Genomic DNA, 14,696 nt, shown 5'->3' with positions numbered 1-14,696 from the left:
GCGGGGTGTGGTCCTGAGGTCATCGCGCGGGGTGTAGACCTGAGGCCATGACGGTGTCGCTCGAACTGCTCGGTCGCGGTCCCTCCGGGCCGGATCTGCTGGACGACCTCGTGGTGGACGAGGCGTCGATGGTGTCGGCCCTGGCGCGGTGGTCGGCGCCCGCCCCGGTCGAGGTGGAACCCGCGGCCGCCACCGGCCTGCCCGCGCTCGACGCGGTGGCCGGGGTGCTCGCCGCGGGAACCCCCGCGGTCGTCGACGTGGCCCCCGGGCTGGCCGGCCCCGGGCCCGCCGCCGACCACCTCGCGGACCTGCTCGCCGTGGCCGCCCACTCCGGGGTGGGGTTCGGTTCCGGCCTGGTGCCCCGCTGCGCCGACGCCGACCAGGTGTGGGCCATTCTGGCCGGCGCCGTGGCCGCCATGACCGGGGCGGACGTCCGCGCGGCGCTCGCAGGACCGGACCCGGCCCGGATCCTGGGCCTGTCGAGGTCGGCCCGGGAGGCGATCCGCGACGTGGTCACGTGCGCCCTCGTGCCCGACGGGCGGGTCGACGCCGTCTCGGCGGACCTCGCGTCGGCCGACGGTCCCTGACGCTGGCTAGTCTTGTCGTCGTGGTCACCGTCGCCTACCTGGGCCCGCCCGGCACCTTCACCGATGCCGCCCTGCACCGACTGCGCGCAGACGCGCGCACCTCGGCGCTGCTCGCCGATGCCGAGGCGGTCCCCGCCGGCACCCCCGACGAGGCGTTGGCCATGGTCCGCGCCGGCACCGCCGACTACGCGTGCGTCCCGTTCGAGAACTCCGTCGACGGCACCGTCAACCCCACCAGCGACGCGCTCGCGGTGGGGGACCGGCTGCAGATCTTCGCCGAGACCGAACTCGACGTGGTGTTCTCCATCCTGGTCCGGCCCGGCACCGCCGCCGACGACGTGCGCGTCCTGCGGACCCACCCCGTCGCCGCCGCGCAGGTCCGCCGCTGGGTGGGGACGAACCTGCCCCGGGCCCACATCGAGACGACCTCCTCCACCGCCGCCGGCGCCGAGGAGGTCGCCGCCGGCACCGCCGACGCCACCGCCGCGCCCGGCCGGGCCGGCGAGATCAACGGACTGGTCCCGCTCGCCGAGAACGTCGCCGACATCGGCGGGGCGCGCACCCGGTTCGTGCTGGTCGGACGGCCCGCCGCGCCGCCGCCGCGCACCGGCAGCGACCGCACCTGCGTGATCTTCGGGCTGCCCCACGAGCCCAACTCGCTGGTTCAGGCGCTCACCGAACTGTCGATCCGCGACATCGATCTCACCCGCATCGGTTCCCGGCCCACCCGCGTCGAGCGGTTCACCTACCTGTTCCACGTGGACCTCGTCGGGCACATCGACGACCCCGCGGTGGCGGAGGCGCTCGTCGCACTGCGCCACCGGACCGCCGACCTGCGCTACCTCGGGTCGTGGCCCGTCGCCGGCGGCGGTGAGGCCGGTGCGCCCCCACCGGACCGCGCCGAGGAGATCGACTGGCTCGCGCGCCTGCGACGCGGGGAGGACGCGGGGTGAGCGCCCGCCTCCACCTGGTCCGCCACGGGCAGACCCCGTCCAACGTCGCCGGCGCCCTCGACACCGCCCTGCCCGGCGCGCCGCTCACCGACCTCGGCCGCGATCAGGCACGGCTGGTGGGCGGGGAGCTGGCCGGGTCGGGGATCAGGCCGTCCGTCGTGCTCAGCTCCGAGGCCGCCCGCGCCCGCGAGACCGCCGGGCTCATCGCCGGGGAGATGGCCCTGCCCACCCAGGCCGTGCCCGGCGTCCACGAGGTGCAGGCCGGCCGCTACGAGATGCAGACCGGTACCGAGGCGCTCCTGGCCTACAACCGGGTGGTGCGTGACTGGTTGGAACTCGGCGACCTCGACGCCCGGCTCCCCGACGGCGAGAGTGCCCTGGACGTGCAGGACCGGGCGATGCCGCTGATCACCGAGCTGCGCGAGTCCTATCTCGACAACGCCGTGGACGTGGTGTTGGTGGTGCACGGCACGCTCATGCGGATGCTCGCCGTGTTCGCCGGCGCCGTCCCCTCGCAGTGGGCGCTGGACAACCGGATCCCCAACTGCGGGGTCATCGAGCTCGCGCCGGATGGCGGCGGCTGGGCGTGCGATCGGTGGGGCGACCACTTGGGGCGGCCGGGGTACTGACGGCGGCGGGCTCAGCCCCGATCGAGTTCAGCCCCGATCGAGTTCAGCCCCAGCCGAGCGCGTGGAGCGTCTCCTCGTCGATCCCGAAGTGGTGCGCGATCTCGTGGATCACCGTCACCGCCACCTCGTGGACCAGCTCCTCCTCGGTGGAGCAGAACGCGCACAGTGCGCCCCGGTAGATCGTGATGGTGTCCGGGAGGAACCCCGAGTAGGTGGTGTCACGCTCGGTCAGCGCCACCCCCTCGTACAGGCCCAGCAGGTCGGGCTCGTCCGGGTGGCGGTCGGCGATGAGCACGACGACGTTGTCCATCGCCTCGAACAGCGCGTCGGGCACCGAGTCCAACGCGTCGTCCACCAGTTCCTCGAATCGCGTCTCGGTGACGCGGAGGCTCACGGCGTCCCGCCGGGCACCGGTACCGACACCGTGCCCTGGCCCGTGTCGGTCGGGGCTCCGGGGACGCCCCCCGGCGGCTGACCCGGCGGCGGGATCTGGGTGGTGGTGGGAGCGACCGGGGTGGCTCCGTCGACCAGCACGCCCTGGCGCGCCGATCCCCGGAGTACCGCGAACGGGCCGGGCTCCGCGGCCTTCATCAACCCGCAGTTGACGGTCCGGCTACCCGTCTGCCACGAGACCTCCGTGATCGGGTTGACCAGCGTCGAGATGAGGGTCGTCCGCCGCAGTGCCTCGGCGTCACCGAGGTAGGCGACACCGGCCTCCCGGCAGGCGTCGGCCGTGAGCTCGGACTGCTGTCGGGGGTCCGGCGGGACCGGCCCCTCCGGGAACACGGCGGAGACGTCCACGTCGGCGACGATCTCGATCGAGTGGTCCTCCGAACAGGGCGTGGTCGCGCCGGGCAGGCCCTCGTCGGTGAAGCCCAGACAGGTACCCGGCTCCCATCGGCGGTGCTGGTCTGCCTGGGCGAACGTGCCCGTCGACAGGGCGGAGCGTCCGTCGAGTTCGGCGGCGGCGACACCGCACAGCACGCTCCGGTCGCCCTTGTCCCAGCCCTCTTCGGAGGGCGGCACGACGAGCCCGGTGAAGCGGCCGCCGGGATCGACCTCGCGCCCGTCGGCGTACCGGGAGATCAGCGGGAGACAGCGCTCGGTCCCCACCGGCGCCAGCTCGGCACTGACCGGCAGCGGCGCACTCTCCCCGAAACCGGGGACCTCCGACAGGTCGATCCGGGCCGCCACCTCGAACCGGTGCGGTTCGGAGCAGTCCACCGTGTCGAACGAGGTGACGCGGTCCGCGGCGTCCAGCGACCAGGTCAGGCAGGTGCCCGGCGCGGCTTCGGCGTACGCGGGCCCGGACAGGGTGCGCGGGTCGACCTGCGGGACGACCGCCGCGATGCGTTCGGCGCGGGAGGAGTTGGGATCGTTGATCGCCGACGCCATGAGCGCACCGGTGACCGCCCCGCCGGACAGGATGGCGAGGAGGGAGGCCATGACCGCGCCCCGTGTGCGGAGCAGCGATCGACCACGGCGCGACGATCGGGTGGAAGTGGTCATCGCCTTCCATGATGCCGCAATCGCGCGGTCCCGATAGGATCCTCTGCATGAGCGGACAGAACCACGACGAGCCGGCCGGTGCGGACGGCGACGTGCGCTCGCCGCGGGACGGGGTGGACCCGGAGGTCCTCGAGTTCGCGCAGATGCTGTTCCAGCTGGCCCGCGACGGCGAGACCGAGCGGCTCGCGGCGTATGTCGACGCCGGGGTGAGCCCGGACCTCACCAACGAGCGGGGCGACGCCCTGCTGATGCTCGCCGCCTACAACGGGCACCCGGACACCGTCCGCGCCCTGCTCCAGCGCGGCGCCGAGGTGGACCGCGCCAACGACCGGGGCCAGACGCCGCTGGCGGGAGCGGTGTTCAAGGGATACGGCGAGGTCGTCCGCGCGCTCTTCGAGGCCGGTGCGGACCCCTACGGCGGGACGCCCACCGCGGTCGACACCGCGCGGATGTTCGAGAAGGACGCCTTCCTCGAGTTGTTCGGCGTCTGATCCATCCGCGGTCACGGTCGCGGCTCGGGCCGGTCGGGTGGGGCCGCTAGGCTGAGGTGCGTGATCGATTTCAAGCTGCTCCGCGAGAACCCCGACGTCGTCCGCGACTCCCAGCGCACCCGTGGTGAGGACCCGTCGCTGGTCGACCAGCTCCTCACCGCCGACGAGGCCCGCAGGTCCTCGATCGCGGCCGCGGACGGTGCCCGCGCCGAGCAGAAGGCCCACGGCAAGAAGGTCGGCCAGGCCTCGCCCGACGAGCGGCCCGCGCTGCTCGAGGCCGCCGGCGCGCTGAAGCAGGCGGTCAAGGACGCCGAGGAGGCCGAGAAGACCGCCGCGGCGGAGGTCGAGCGACTCCAGCGGCTCCTGTCCAACGTCGTCGAGCAGGGCACGCCCGCCGGCGGCGAGGACGACTTCGTGGAGATCGAGCGCGTCGGCGAGATCCCGACCTTCGACTTCGAACCGAAGGACCACCTCGAGCTCGGCGAGAGCCTGGGGCTGCTCGACATGGAGCGCGGTGCCAAGGTCTCCGGCGCGCGCTTCTACTTCCTCACCGGCTACGGCGCACTGCTGCAGCTGGGCATGCTGCAGCTGGCGGCGCAGAAGGCCACCGCCAACGGCTTCACGATGATGATCCCGCCCGTCCTGGTGCGACCGGAGATCATGCAGGGCACCGGGTTCCTCGGCGCGCACGCCGACGAGGTCTACAAGCTCGACGCCGACGACCTCTACCTGGTCGGCACGTCCGAGGTCGCGCTCGCGGGGTACCACCAGGGCGAGATCCTCGACCTGTCGGACGGGCCGAAGCGGTACTGCGGTTGGTCCTCCTGCTTCCGCCGCGAGGCCGGGAGCCACGGCAAGGACACCCGCGGCATCATCCGCGTCCACCAGTTCGACAAGGTGGAGATGTTCTCGTGGTGCAAGCCCGAGGAGGCCCACGCCGAGCACAAGCGTCTACTGGGGTTCGAGAAGGAGATGCTCGGGGCGATGGGTCTGCCGTACCGCGTCATCGACATCGCGGGTGGCGATCTCGGTTCCTCGGCGGCCCGGAAGTACGACTGCGAGGCGTGGGTCCCCACCCAGGGCACCTATCGCGAGCTCACCTCGACCTCCAACTGCACGACGTTCCAGGCCCGCCGCCTGGGTGTGCGGTACCGCGATGACGAGGGTCGGACGCAGACCGCCGCCACCCTCAACGGCACCCTCGCCACGACGCGGTGGCTGGTGGCGATCCTCGAGAACCACCAGCAGGCCGACGGCTCCGTCGTGGTGCCGGAGGCGCTGCGGCCGTTCGTCGGCAAGGACGTGCTCGAGCCGATCCGCTGACCCCGGGCGCCTCGCGGGCCGCCGCCCGGGTCACGGGCGGAACAGCATCATCACGCCGCTCGCGCTGGCGCACGTGCGGCCGTCGGTGTCGGTGACCCGGACCTGCACCACGCACGTCGACCGGCCCGCGTGCTCGACCTCCGCGCGGATCGTGGCGGGCGTGCGCTCCAACCGGAGCGCCCGGATGTACCGCACGGTGAGGTCGAGGGTGCTGTAGCCGACGCCCTCCTCCACGACCGTCGCCGTCGCGTAGCCGAGCGCCGTGTCCACCCACCCGGAGACGATCCCGCCGTGGACCGTCCCGCCGTTGTTCAGTGCCCACTCCGCGGGCTCGGCCGTCATGGTCACCGCGCCCACCTCGGCCGCGGACAAGCGGACGCCGAGCGTGTGTGCGCCGGGGGAGAGGTGTCGCTCGCCGTCGATGATGAGGCGCAGTGCCTCCAGACCCGCGTGCGCGCCGGGCGCGGCAGCATCTGGCAGGGCCGGCCAGGAGTAGTGGCGGCTGCGTGCCACCGGGTCGACCGAATCGAAGGGGGCGTCATCCACCCCGCCGAACCTACCGGCAGGGGCGGGCACCCGTGTCGGTGCGGGCGGCTACGCTGGTGGCCGTGGAGCTGCTCTATACGGGGATCATCGGGTTCGCCCGCACAATGTTCAAGGTCCAGGGCCTGGACCTCACGATTCGCGGGGAGCGCAACTTCCCCGAGGTCGGTGGAGCGGTGGTGGTGATGAACCACACCGGATACCTCGACTTCGTCTACGGCGGCATCCCGGCGCGCGTGCACAAGCGGTTCATCCGCTACATGGCCAAGGTCGAGGTGTTCGACCACAAGGTGTCCGGGCCGATCATGCGCGAGCTCAAGCACATCCCCGTCGACCGGACGGCGGGCAAGGCGTCCTTCGACGAGGCCGTCGCCCGTCTCCGGGCCGGCGAGCTGGTCGGTGTGTTCCCCGAGGCCACCATCAGCCGCAGCTTCGAGGTCAAGGGCTTCAAGTCGGGTGCGGTGCGGATGGCACTGGCGGCCGACGTCCCCATCATCACCGTGACCCTGTGGGGATCGCAGCGGGTGTGGACCAAGGGCCTGCCCAAGAAGCTCCTGCGCCCCAAGGTGCCGATCATGATGGAGGTCGGCGAGCCGATGCGGGCCTACGAGCCCGTCGAAGAGTGCACCGAGGAGCTGCGCTCCCGCATCCAGGCCACCCTGGAGCGCCTCCAACAGGAGTACGCGGAGCGCTACGGCGCCTACCCGGCCGGCGCGAACTGGGTGCCCGCCCGCCTCGGTGGTTCCGCTCCCACGCTGGAGGAGGCCACCGCCCTGGACGAGGCCGAGCACGCGGAACGCATGCGTCGCCGTGCCCGGAATGCGGTCGACCCGGATGCCGGTGCCGGTGACGAGCCGGAGGGACCGGCGGGCCCGGACGCTCCGTGACCCGTTCCCGACCGCTGCTCGTCGCCTCCGACGTCGACGGGACCCTGATCGACAACGATCACCTCGTCCCGGCCGCGAACCGGGCCGTCGTGGCGGACCTCGTCTCGGACGGGGCCACGTTCGTCCTGGCCACCGGACGCCCGCCACGCTGGCTGCCCCAGGTGGTCGACCAGTTGCCCGTCGCGCCCCTGGCGGTCTGCGCCAACGGCGCCGTCATCATGGACACCGACAGTGGCGAGTTCCTGGCCACCAGTCTTCTCGATCCCGAAACGCTCGCCGCGATCGACGAGGTGCTGCGCAGGCTGCTGCCCGGCAGCGGGATCGCGGCCGAGCGCCTGGGCGCCGACGCCGCGGATGCCGATTTCGTGGCCAGCCCGGACTACGAACACGCCTGGATCCATCCCGCGCACCTCGAGGTGGGTCACGACGAGGTCCTCTCCGAGCCGGTGCTCAAACTGCTCGCCCGGGTCCCCGGTATGCCGAGCGCCGACATGGTGGCGGCACTGCGCGGGGAGGTGGACCACCTGGCGGATCTCACCTACTCGACCACCGACGGGCTGATCGAGTTCGCGGCCCGCGGTGTGACCAAGGCGAGTGGGCTGTCCCGGATCGCGGCGGGGACGGCGGCCGGCGCGGCCGTCCCGTCCGACGCGGTTCCGGTCACCGTCGCGTTCGGCGACATGCCCAACGATCTGGAGATGCTGCGCTGGGCCGATCACGGGGTCGCGATGGGCAACGCGATCCCCTCCGTGCACGCGGCCGCCGACGAGGTCACGCTCACCAACGACGAAGCCGGGATCGCGCACGTCCTACGGCGTTGGTGGGGCTGAGCGCCTGACCCGACCGGGGCCCTGTCGAAATGGGTCGAAATGGGATGCGGACCGGTCCCCACCACTTCCCCGGTGTGCACGCCGCCCCGGGTGGAGGAGGGGTGCACACCTGGTGGGACCCGGTCCGCACGATGTGGTCGGCCGGCGCGCGCCCGGTGATCGGGCGGCGCCGGCCGAGGATCAGGGGTTCGGTTCGACCGTGAGCTCCCGCGTCGCCGGGTCGTAGACCAGCGTGCCGCCGACGAACCGCTGGGCGACCGTTCCGTCGGCGCGCTCGGCCTCCGCGGAGACCGGCAGTCCGAGCGGACCGTGCTCGAAGCCCTGGGCGGCCCACGCGTCACCGATCACGCCCCACACGGGGTGCGTGCCCGTCTCGGGGGAGGAGTACAGCGCGCCGTTCTCGTGCTTGACCAGGGAGACGTCGCCGAAGCGCTGGACTCCGGACAGTGCCTTGCCGAGCGGGCCGGACAGCTTCTGGGCGAGGCCGGAGAAGTCGCGGCTGAGTAGGTTCTGCGCCGAGCCCGCGTCGAGGCCGATGGCGTCCTGCACCGACCCCGCGTCGAGCGGGATGTCCGACAGCGACTTGCCGCCGGTGAGGATCCGGGTCAGGGTCGCGGGATCGAGCTTGCCGCCGGTGAGGACTGTCCGCAATGCGGAGTTCACGGCCTCCTGGACGCTTCTCTGGGTGATGACCGACGGGAGATCCGCACTACCGGTGCCACCTCCCGTGCCACCGCCGCCACCGGTGCCACCGCCCGTGCCCGGGCTGGGGCTCGGCTGGGTCGGGGCCGGGGCGCCGCCCCCGCCGCTCTTGGCGTAGGAGGCCGCGATGTCGCGGATCTGGCCCATCTTGGCGTACCCGGAGTTGCCCGGGCAGGTGGTGAGGCCGACGTCGCGGTGGGCGAAGATGTTCGGCAGGCGCACGGCGGTGCCGTACGAGTACTTGGTGTACGAGGTGCCCTCGGAGTAGTGGGTGTCGGAGCCCTTGGGGTCGACGCCCGCGACCGACAGGCGCCAGCCGATGATCTCGCCGACCTTGCGGATCGTGGCGTCGGACGGGGAGACGGTCGAGTAGTCGCCCATCATCGAGATGCCCCAGGTGTTGCCGTTGAAGCCGCCGGCGTGGGCGCCCTGGACGTTGCGGCTGAGTCCTCCGTGGCGGCCCTCGAAGGCCTGGCCGTACTTGTCGACCAGCACGTTGTATCCGACGTCGCACCAGCCGAGCGTGCGTGCGTGGTACGTGTAGATGCCGCGCATGACGCTGGCCGACCCCTCGCGGGAGTAGTTGTTGCTGCCCGCCGTGTGGTGCACGACCGCCGCGGCGAGGGTGGGGTCGTAGCTCGCGCTGCGGCAGCGGATCGACTCGTCGGCGCCCCAGCCGGAGCGGGAGATGATCGACGGCTGCCTGGCCGCGATGTCCCCGTGCGTGCCGCTGCCGCCGGAGGCGGTGATGTCGGCGAACGCCTCGGGATCGGGCGTCGGGGTGTCGTCGGGGGAGAGCAGGACGGCCTTGACCGAGGCGGGTTCGATCGAATCGGTGCTGCCCGAGCCGGCGTGGAGGCCCGAGGTCTCGGCGACGGGCTTGATGTCCGCGTACCGGGTCGGAACCGGCGGGGTACCGTCGGCGGCCGGCCGGGCCGGCTCGGACGTCGGGCCGGCGGGCGCGGCGGGAGCAGAGGTCCGGGGGGCGGCGGGTCCGGCCGCGCGGGTGGCCGCGACGTCCGCGTCAGCGGCGCCGGGATCAGCGGCGGGCGCGACGTCCTCGGCGGGCTCCGCGGGAGCCGGGGCGGCCTCGTCGTCGGGGACGGTGACCTCGGGCGCGTCGGCCAGCGAGGTGTCGGCGAGGTCGATCCCGGAGAGTGTGATCTGGACGGCGGTGGTGTCGGTCCCCAGGTAGACGGGCTCGGTGCCGCCGGTGCCGGTGACGCTCTCGCCCTTGCCGTCGGTGGACTCGGCCTCGTACCAGGGGCCCCACGTGCCGTCGGGGTTCTGGGCGCGCAGGGTGGCGACGGCGGCCGGGTTGTGACCCTTCCAGGTGACGCCAGCCATCGAGAACGGTGTGTCGGAGGTGACCTGGCGGACCGTGGTGCCTCCGGAGGCGATGTCGGTCTCCACGCCGACGGCCGGAGGTGCCTCGGCCAGCGGGACCTCGGTCTCGGCGGTGGGCAGGGCGCTGCCCGCGGTGGTGGCGATGTCGTCGCCGGACTGGACGACCTGGTCCGCCCCGTAGACGGCGAGGGGCGTGACGACGGACGCCGCGACCGCCACCGCCAGGGCGAGGGTCCGGCGTCGACCACTGACGTACAGGGGGCGGCGTCGTGTTCTCAAGGGCTTCTCCAGATCAGATGTCTGTGTCCCGAAGCTGCTCACCTGCGGGGCACAACTGCCCGGAGGCCGCACCGGAGCGCGACCACTGGGACGAATGTGACGAACGGGGTCAATGTTATCCAAGAAACTCGTGAAACCAAGTGATAAAGACGTGAATATTGGGACTACAGGGATGTAGTTTCGAACCGGCGTACGACGGCACCGACGCCCCACCTGCACCGTGGGTCACCGCGGTCGTCTCGAGAAATCGTCCACCTCGTCGTCGTCGGCGTGCCCTGAACCCACCCCCGACCCGCCGGATACCCTGGGACCCGCACCCGCGCCGACCGGCGCGCGGTCAGGCGAGCGGCCGGCGGACGCACTACCCGGCTGACACCGCGGCGACGTACTACGGAAAGGCCCGACGGTTATGGCAGGCGAACGGCAGTGGGACACCTACGACCTCATCGTGGTGGGGTCGGGCTTCTACGGCCTGACCGTCGCCGAGCGGGCGGCGACCGAACTCGGCAAGCGCGTCTTGGTGCTCGATCGGCGCCACCACATCGGCGGTAACGCCTACTCCGAGCCCGAGCCGGAGACCGGCATCGAGATCCACAAGTACGGCGCGCACCTGTTCCACACCTCCAACGAGCGGGTGTGGGAGTACGTCAACCGCTTCACCGACTTCACCGGCTACCAGCACCGCGTGTTCGCCATGCACAAGGGCACGGCGTACCAGTTCCCCATGGGCCTGGGCCTGATCAACCAGTTCTTCGGCCGCTACTACTCGCCCGACGAGGCTCGCGCGCTCATCGCCGAGCAGGCCGCCGAGTTCTCCGCCGAGAACGCGGCGAACTTCGAGGAGAAGGCCATCTCCCTGATCGGCCGCCCGCTGTACGAGGCGTTCATCAAGGATTACACGGCCAAGCAGTGGCAGACCGACCCCAAGAACCTGCCCGCCGGCAACATCACCCGCCTGCCCGTGCGGTACACGTTCGACAACCGCTACTTCAACGACACCCACGAGGGCCTGCCCGTCGACGGCTACACCGCCTGGCTGGAGAACATGGCCGCGGACGACAAGATCGACGTGGTGCTCGACACCGACTGGTTCGACGTCCGCGAGGCCGTGCGCGCCGCCAGCCCCGACGCGCCGGTGGTCTACACCGGCCCGCTGGACCGGTACTTCGACTACGCCGACGGCGAGCTGGGCTGGCGAACCCTGGACTTCGAGACCGAGGTCCTGCCCACCGGCGACTTCCAGGGCACCCCGGTGATGAACTACAACGACGCGGAATACGACTACACCCGCATCCACGAGTTCCGCCACTTCCACCCCGAGCGCAAGAACTACCCCACCGACAAAACGGTGATCATGCGCGAGTACAGCCGCTTCGCCGAGCGCGACGACGAGCCGTACTACCCGATCAACGAGTCCACCGACCGCGAGCGGCTGGCCGCCTACCGCGAGCGGGCCAAGGCCGAGACCGCCGCCAACAAGGTGCTGTTCGGCGGACGCCTGGGCACCTACCAGTACCTCGACATGCACATGGCCATCGCCTCGGCGCTGACGATGTTCGACAACACCCTGGCGCCGCACCTGCGGGACGGCGCCGCGCTCGAGGGCTGAGCCTGCTCGCCGCGGCGCCGGGCCCGCACCGCGTGCCTCACCCCCAGGATCCGCTACTCGGAATCGGGATCCGCTACTCCTATCGGGATAGCGGATCCCCAGTCGGGGTAGCGGATTCGGCGGTGGTGCGGCCGGCCGGGGCGACGAGCCCACGCACGACCGCGTCGCGCTGGGCGATGTGCACCAGCGTGGGCTTGGCCTCGCCGAGGTGCTCGAGCACCGGGGTGACCGAGGTCCAGAAGCGGCTCAGCGAGCTCAGCCCCTCGTTCTCGGCCAGGGCCTGGGCGCGCTCGGCGCGGGTGTCGTCGGCCCGGGTCGGGTGGAGGGCCGCGCGCTTGCCCTCGATCCGGTCGTCCTTGCGCTGGGAGATCACGTAGCCCAGCGCGAACGCCACACTCCGTGGCATCCGACCGGACAGCAGGACCTGCGCCTCCGGGTAGTCGTCGAGGACCTGCTCGACCGCGCCGGACAACTCCTCGACGAGCCGAGCGAAGGCCCGCCGGTCTATCTGTCGCCCGCTCGCGCCCGGGTACCACCGTCCGGCGGGGAGCGTCCATGGGACCAGGGTCTGGGCTGCTCCCGGGCCGGCGTCGCCCGTGCGGTCACCGTTCGTGCCGGTGGCGGGTCCGCCGTCGGTGGGGCCGACGACGACGACGAGGTCCGCCGCCTCCCGCAGTGGATGCCCCGCGTCCACCTCGGACACCGGACCGCCCCCGTCCAGCTGGAGGGAGAGCCAGACCGTCCGCACGGAGGTCCGATCGGCCCGCGCCGCGGTCGCCGACCCGGCGGGAAGGGTGACCATCGACAGTTCGGCTCCGGGTTGGCTGCGGCGGGACCGCCACCGGCGCTCGGCCCACATGTCGTCGCCGTCGTCGAAGTACACCGTCCGCACGCCCGTGTCGCCGCCGGGCAGGCGACGCCTGCGGGCCTCGACCGGCAGTTCGGCGAGATGGGTGCGCTCGCGCAGGAGGACGTCGTATCCGACCGCCAGCGCCGCCGGGAACGCGAGGTTGGGGGCCAGGACGAAGCCTGTCGCGTCGTCGTCGTCGTTCATCGCCCGCTCGAGCTCGTCGGAGACGTGGTCGACCTCGCGGCGCAGGTCCACCACCTCGTTCGCGGTCCCGAACCACCCGGTGGCCGAACGGAAGCCCAGGCTGCGGGCGTTGGCCACGTCCACCGCGGCGCGCATCCGGTCCGCGCTCTCGGCCGGCAGCAGGCGCAGGTAGTACAGAGTGCCGTTGTGGGCGAGCAGCCATGCCCGCAGGGCCATCGCCACGACGAGCACGACGAGGGTGCCGATGAACCAGCCCAGCCGGGACGGGGACGTGCAGGCCTCGGACCACAGGTCCGGCACGGAGGAGATCGTGCACGAGGCGTCTCGGGTAATGAGGTCCTCCGCGACGAGGCCGCCGAACGCGGTCGTCAGGGCGACGGTGAGGGCGATGAGCGTTTCCAGGACGAACACCCGGTCGAGACTATCGCCGACGATCGCGGGCGCCACCGACCACCTGCGGCACTAGGCTCGGGTCATGACACGGACGACGACCGCCCCGGCCCTGCGCCTGCTCGTGGTGCTCGCCGGCGTCGCGGCCCTGCTGCTCCTGCTGTTCCCGCTCGCGCCGGCCCGCGCGCAGGCGCCGGCCCCCGCCCCCGCGCCGGCCCCGGCGCAGACGCAGGCCCCGGCGCAGACGGTCGAGGTCGGCATCACCGACCGTGCGGGCGTGCTCTCACCCGGGGACCAGGACCTGCTCCGCACCGAGACCGGACGCATCGCGTTCCCGCCGCAGGTCGCGCGCGTCGAGTACCTGGTCTTCGACGACGACGGCGACAACCTCAACGACACCACCGAGCGCTTCGCCCAGGCCGAGCGGCCGGACCTCGTGGCGGAGGACAGGGAGAAGTGGGCGCCGGGGACCCTGATCGTGGCCAACGACACGGAGGCGCGTGACGTCGGCATCTACTGCGGTGACGACGTGTGCGCCGCGCTCGACCTCTTCGAGGGCGGTCACCTCGACGGGTCACTCGAGGCGATGAAGGACCCGATGCGGCGTGAGAACCACGCGGTCGGGCTGCTGGCGGGTGCGCAGGCGGCGGCCGATCCCACGGTGCAGGCGCCGGAGCCCGAGCCCGCGCCGGCGTGGCTGCCGTGGGCGTTCGCCGGGGCGGGGGTGGTCGTCGCCGGCGCGGTCGGGGCCGGGGTCGCGGCGAGCCGCAAGAAGAAGGCGACGACGGCGAGGGAGCGCTACGACCGGGTCTCCCGCGAATACGGACGGGTCGCGGGGGAGCTCAGCGGGCTGGACATCCGCGCCAACTCGCTCACCTCCCCGTTGGCCGATGACGAGCTGCGCTCCCAGTGGGAGGACGTGCGCGGCCGGTTCCTCGCGCTGGATGAGGTCATGGGCCGGATCGGGGACCTGCGGCCCGACTCGACGGACGCCGAGTTCCGGGGCAAGGCCGGCGACATCGACACCGCCCACACCACTGTCGACCAGATGATCACGGCGGAACAGAACATCGACCAGCTCTTCCGCATGGAGCAGGGCGACGCCGACGTGCGCCGCCGCCAGCTGGGCGAGCTGCACGAGGACATGCTCGCCGCGGCGCTGGGGACGAAGGACGAGCGACTGGCCGCCGAGGCCCGGGCCCTGGACGCCCGCGCCGACGAGCTGGCCCGGGATACGCAGGACCCCGACTTCATGGGCCGCTACGCCCGGCTCGTCGTGGACTACCGGCTCGTCGTGGAGGCGATCCGGGCCCGCGAGATGGCGGACGTCGAGGCGGCGAAGGACGCGGGCGACCGCCACGCGCCCCGGCTGTACGACCGCGACTGGCGGGCCGGCTACGGCTACAACGGCTTCGTCCCGTACTACGTGGTCTCCAGCTGGCACGCGCACGACGTGCAGGCGGCGCAATCCGCGAGTTCGACCAACACGGGCTACTCCAACGCGTCGTTCTCGGGCGGCGGCGGATCGAGCGGGTACTAGAGCCTCGGCACCGCCCGCCCGGC

The 14,696-nt window shown here is 72.3% G+C and carries 14 protein-coding genes; 9 read left to right on the top strand and 5 right to left on the bottom strand.

What is annotated here, in order from left to right:
* Positions 1–47 precede the first annotated feature (47 nt).
* From AYO52_RS06575 to AYO52_RS06565, 3 genes are read left to right on the top strand one after another with little or no spacing between them, the layout of a single operon-like run.
* Complete coding sequence (locus AYO52_RS06575) at positions 48–587, top strand: hypothetical protein (protein WP_067714862.1); 540 nt, start codon at positions 48–50, stop codon at positions 585–587.
* A 20-nt stretch (positions 588–607) separates the two neighbouring features.
* Entirely contained in the window at positions 608–1,540 is a 933-nt protein-coding gene (gene pheA / locus AYO52_RS06570; RefSeq protein WP_067714859.1) for a prephenate dehydratase, read from the top strand.
* Positions 1,537–2,169, top strand: coding sequence for a histidine phosphatase family protein (locus AYO52_RS06565; RefSeq protein WP_067714856.1), 633 nt, complete (start codon positions 1,537–1,539; stop codon positions 2,167–2,169). The genes pheA and AYO52_RS06565 overlap by 4 nt, the downstream gene beginning before the upstream one ends.
* A 43-nt stretch (positions 2,170–2,212) precedes the next feature.
* On the opposite strand, the gene AYO52_RS06560 is transcribed toward AYO52_RS06565, so the two are convergent.
* Positions 2,213–2,563, bottom strand: coding sequence for a metallopeptidase family protein (locus AYO52_RS06560; protein WP_067714854.1), 351 nt, complete (start codon positions 2,561–2,563; stop codon positions 2,213–2,215).
* Positions 2,560–3,678, bottom strand: a complete 1,119-nt coding sequence (locus AYO52_RS06555) for a septum formation family protein (RefSeq protein ID WP_240341214.1) — start codon at positions 3,676–3,678, stop codon at positions 2,560–2,562. Before AYO52_RS06555 ends, AYO52_RS06560 begins: the two co-directional genes overlap by 4 nt.
* 47 nt (positions 3,679–3,725) lie before the next feature.
* Here AYO52_RS06555 and AYO52_RS06550 point away from each other — a divergent pair, with 47 nt between their 5' ends.
* Together AYO52_RS06550 and serS are read left to right on the top strand one after the other, a co-directional pair.
* Positions 3,726–4,169 carry an ankyrin repeat domain-containing protein gene (locus AYO52_RS06550; protein WP_067714851.1) on the top strand — a complete coding sequence of 148 codons (444 nt, stop codon included), beginning with the start codon at positions 3,726–3,728 and terminating at the stop codon, positions 4,167–4,169.
* Between the two features lie 60 nt (positions 4,170–4,229).
* Positions 4,230–5,492: a serine--tRNA ligase gene (gene serS / locus AYO52_RS06545; protein ID WP_067714849.1), complete on the top strand. Its 1,263-nt coding sequence runs from the start codon at positions 4,230–4,232 to the stop codon at positions 5,490–5,492.
* 30 nt (positions 5,493–5,522) lie between these two features.
* On the opposite strand, the gene AYO52_RS06540 is transcribed toward serS, so the two are convergent.
* Positions 5,523–6,038, bottom strand: a complete 516-nt coding sequence (locus AYO52_RS06540; RefSeq protein ID WP_067714847.1) for a PaaI family thioesterase — start codon at positions 6,036–6,038, stop codon at positions 5,523–5,525.
* Between the two features lie 62 nt (positions 6,039–6,100).
* Between AYO52_RS06540 and AYO52_RS06535 the strand changes: the two genes are divergently transcribed.
* Both AYO52_RS06535 and AYO52_RS06530 read left to right on the top strand, forming a co-directional pair.
* Positions 6,101–6,922, top strand: a complete 822-nt coding sequence (locus AYO52_RS06535; RefSeq protein WP_067715100.1) for a 1-acyl-sn-glycerol-3-phosphate acyltransferase — start codon at positions 6,101–6,103, stop codon at positions 6,920–6,922.
* Positions 6,919–7,752 carry an HAD family hydrolase gene (locus tag AYO52_RS06530; RefSeq protein WP_067714844.1) on the top strand — a complete coding sequence of 278 codons (834 nt, stop codon included), beginning with the start codon at positions 6,919–6,921 and terminating at the stop codon, positions 7,750–7,752. The genes AYO52_RS06535 and AYO52_RS06530 overlap by 4 nt, the downstream gene beginning before the upstream one ends.
* 180 nt (positions 7,753–7,932) lie before the next feature.
* Here AYO52_RS06530 and AYO52_RS06525 read toward each other — a convergent pair whose 3' ends face one another.
* Complete coding sequence (locus AYO52_RS06525) at positions 7,933–10,080, bottom strand: N-acetylmuramoyl-L-alanine amidase (RefSeq protein ID WP_253701933.1); 2,148 nt, start codon at positions 10,078–10,080, stop codon at positions 7,933–7,935.
* A 409-nt stretch (positions 10,081–10,489) separates the two neighbouring features.
* Between AYO52_RS06525 and glf the strand changes: the two genes are divergently transcribed.
* The gene (gene glf / locus AYO52_RS06520; protein WP_067714839.1) at positions 10,490–11,689 is read left to right on the top strand and encodes a UDP-galactopyranose mutase; all 1,200 of its coding nucleotides are present in this window, start codon (positions 10,490–10,492) and stop codon (positions 11,687–11,689) included.
* A 79-nt stretch (positions 11,690–11,768) separates the two neighbouring features.
* Here glf and AYO52_RS06515 read toward each other — a convergent pair whose 3' ends face one another.
* A complete protein-coding gene (locus tag AYO52_RS06515) occupies positions 11,769–13,154 on the bottom strand; it encodes a hypothetical protein (protein ID WP_067715097.1) in 1,386 nt (461 codons plus the stop codon).
* A 64-nt stretch (positions 13,155–13,218) separates the two neighbouring features.
* Between AYO52_RS06515 and AYO52_RS06510 the strand changes: the two genes are divergently transcribed.
* A complete protein-coding gene (locus AYO52_RS06510; RefSeq protein ID WP_067714836.1) occupies positions 13,219–14,673 on the top strand; it encodes a DUF5129 domain-containing protein in 1,455 nt (484 codons plus the stop codon).
* Positions 14,674–14,696 lie beyond the last annotated feature (23 nt).

It is taken from the genome of Dietzia sp. 111N12-1 (assembly GCF_001658045.1).
Lineage (GTDB): Bacteria > Actinomycetota > Actinomycetes > Mycobacteriales > Mycobacteriaceae > Dietzia > Dietzia kunjamensis.
This window is presented reverse-complemented; position numbering and strand designations above follow the sequence as displayed.

Bases quoted from the DNA above. Each gene is read 5' to 3' on its own strand.
- AYO52_RS06575 (WP_067714862.1), top strand. From the start codon at position 48: ATGACGGTGTCGCTCGAACTGCTCGGTCGCGGTCCCTCCGGGCCGGAT.
- AYO52_RS06555 (WP_240341214.1), bottom strand. From the start codon at position 3,678: ATGACCACTTCCACCCGATCGTCGCGCCGTGGTCGATCGCTGCTCCGC.
- AYO52_RS06550 (WP_067714851.1), top strand. From the start codon at position 3,726: ATGAGCGGACAGAACCACGACGAGCCGGCCGGTGCGGACGGCGACGTG.
- glf (WP_067714839.1), top strand. From the start codon at position 10,490: ATGGCAGGCGAACGGCAGTGGGACACCTACGACCTCATCGTGGTGGGG.
- AYO52_RS06510 (WP_067714836.1), top strand. From the start codon at position 13,219: ATGACACGGACGACGACCGCCCCGGCCCTGCGCCTGCTCGTGGTGCTC.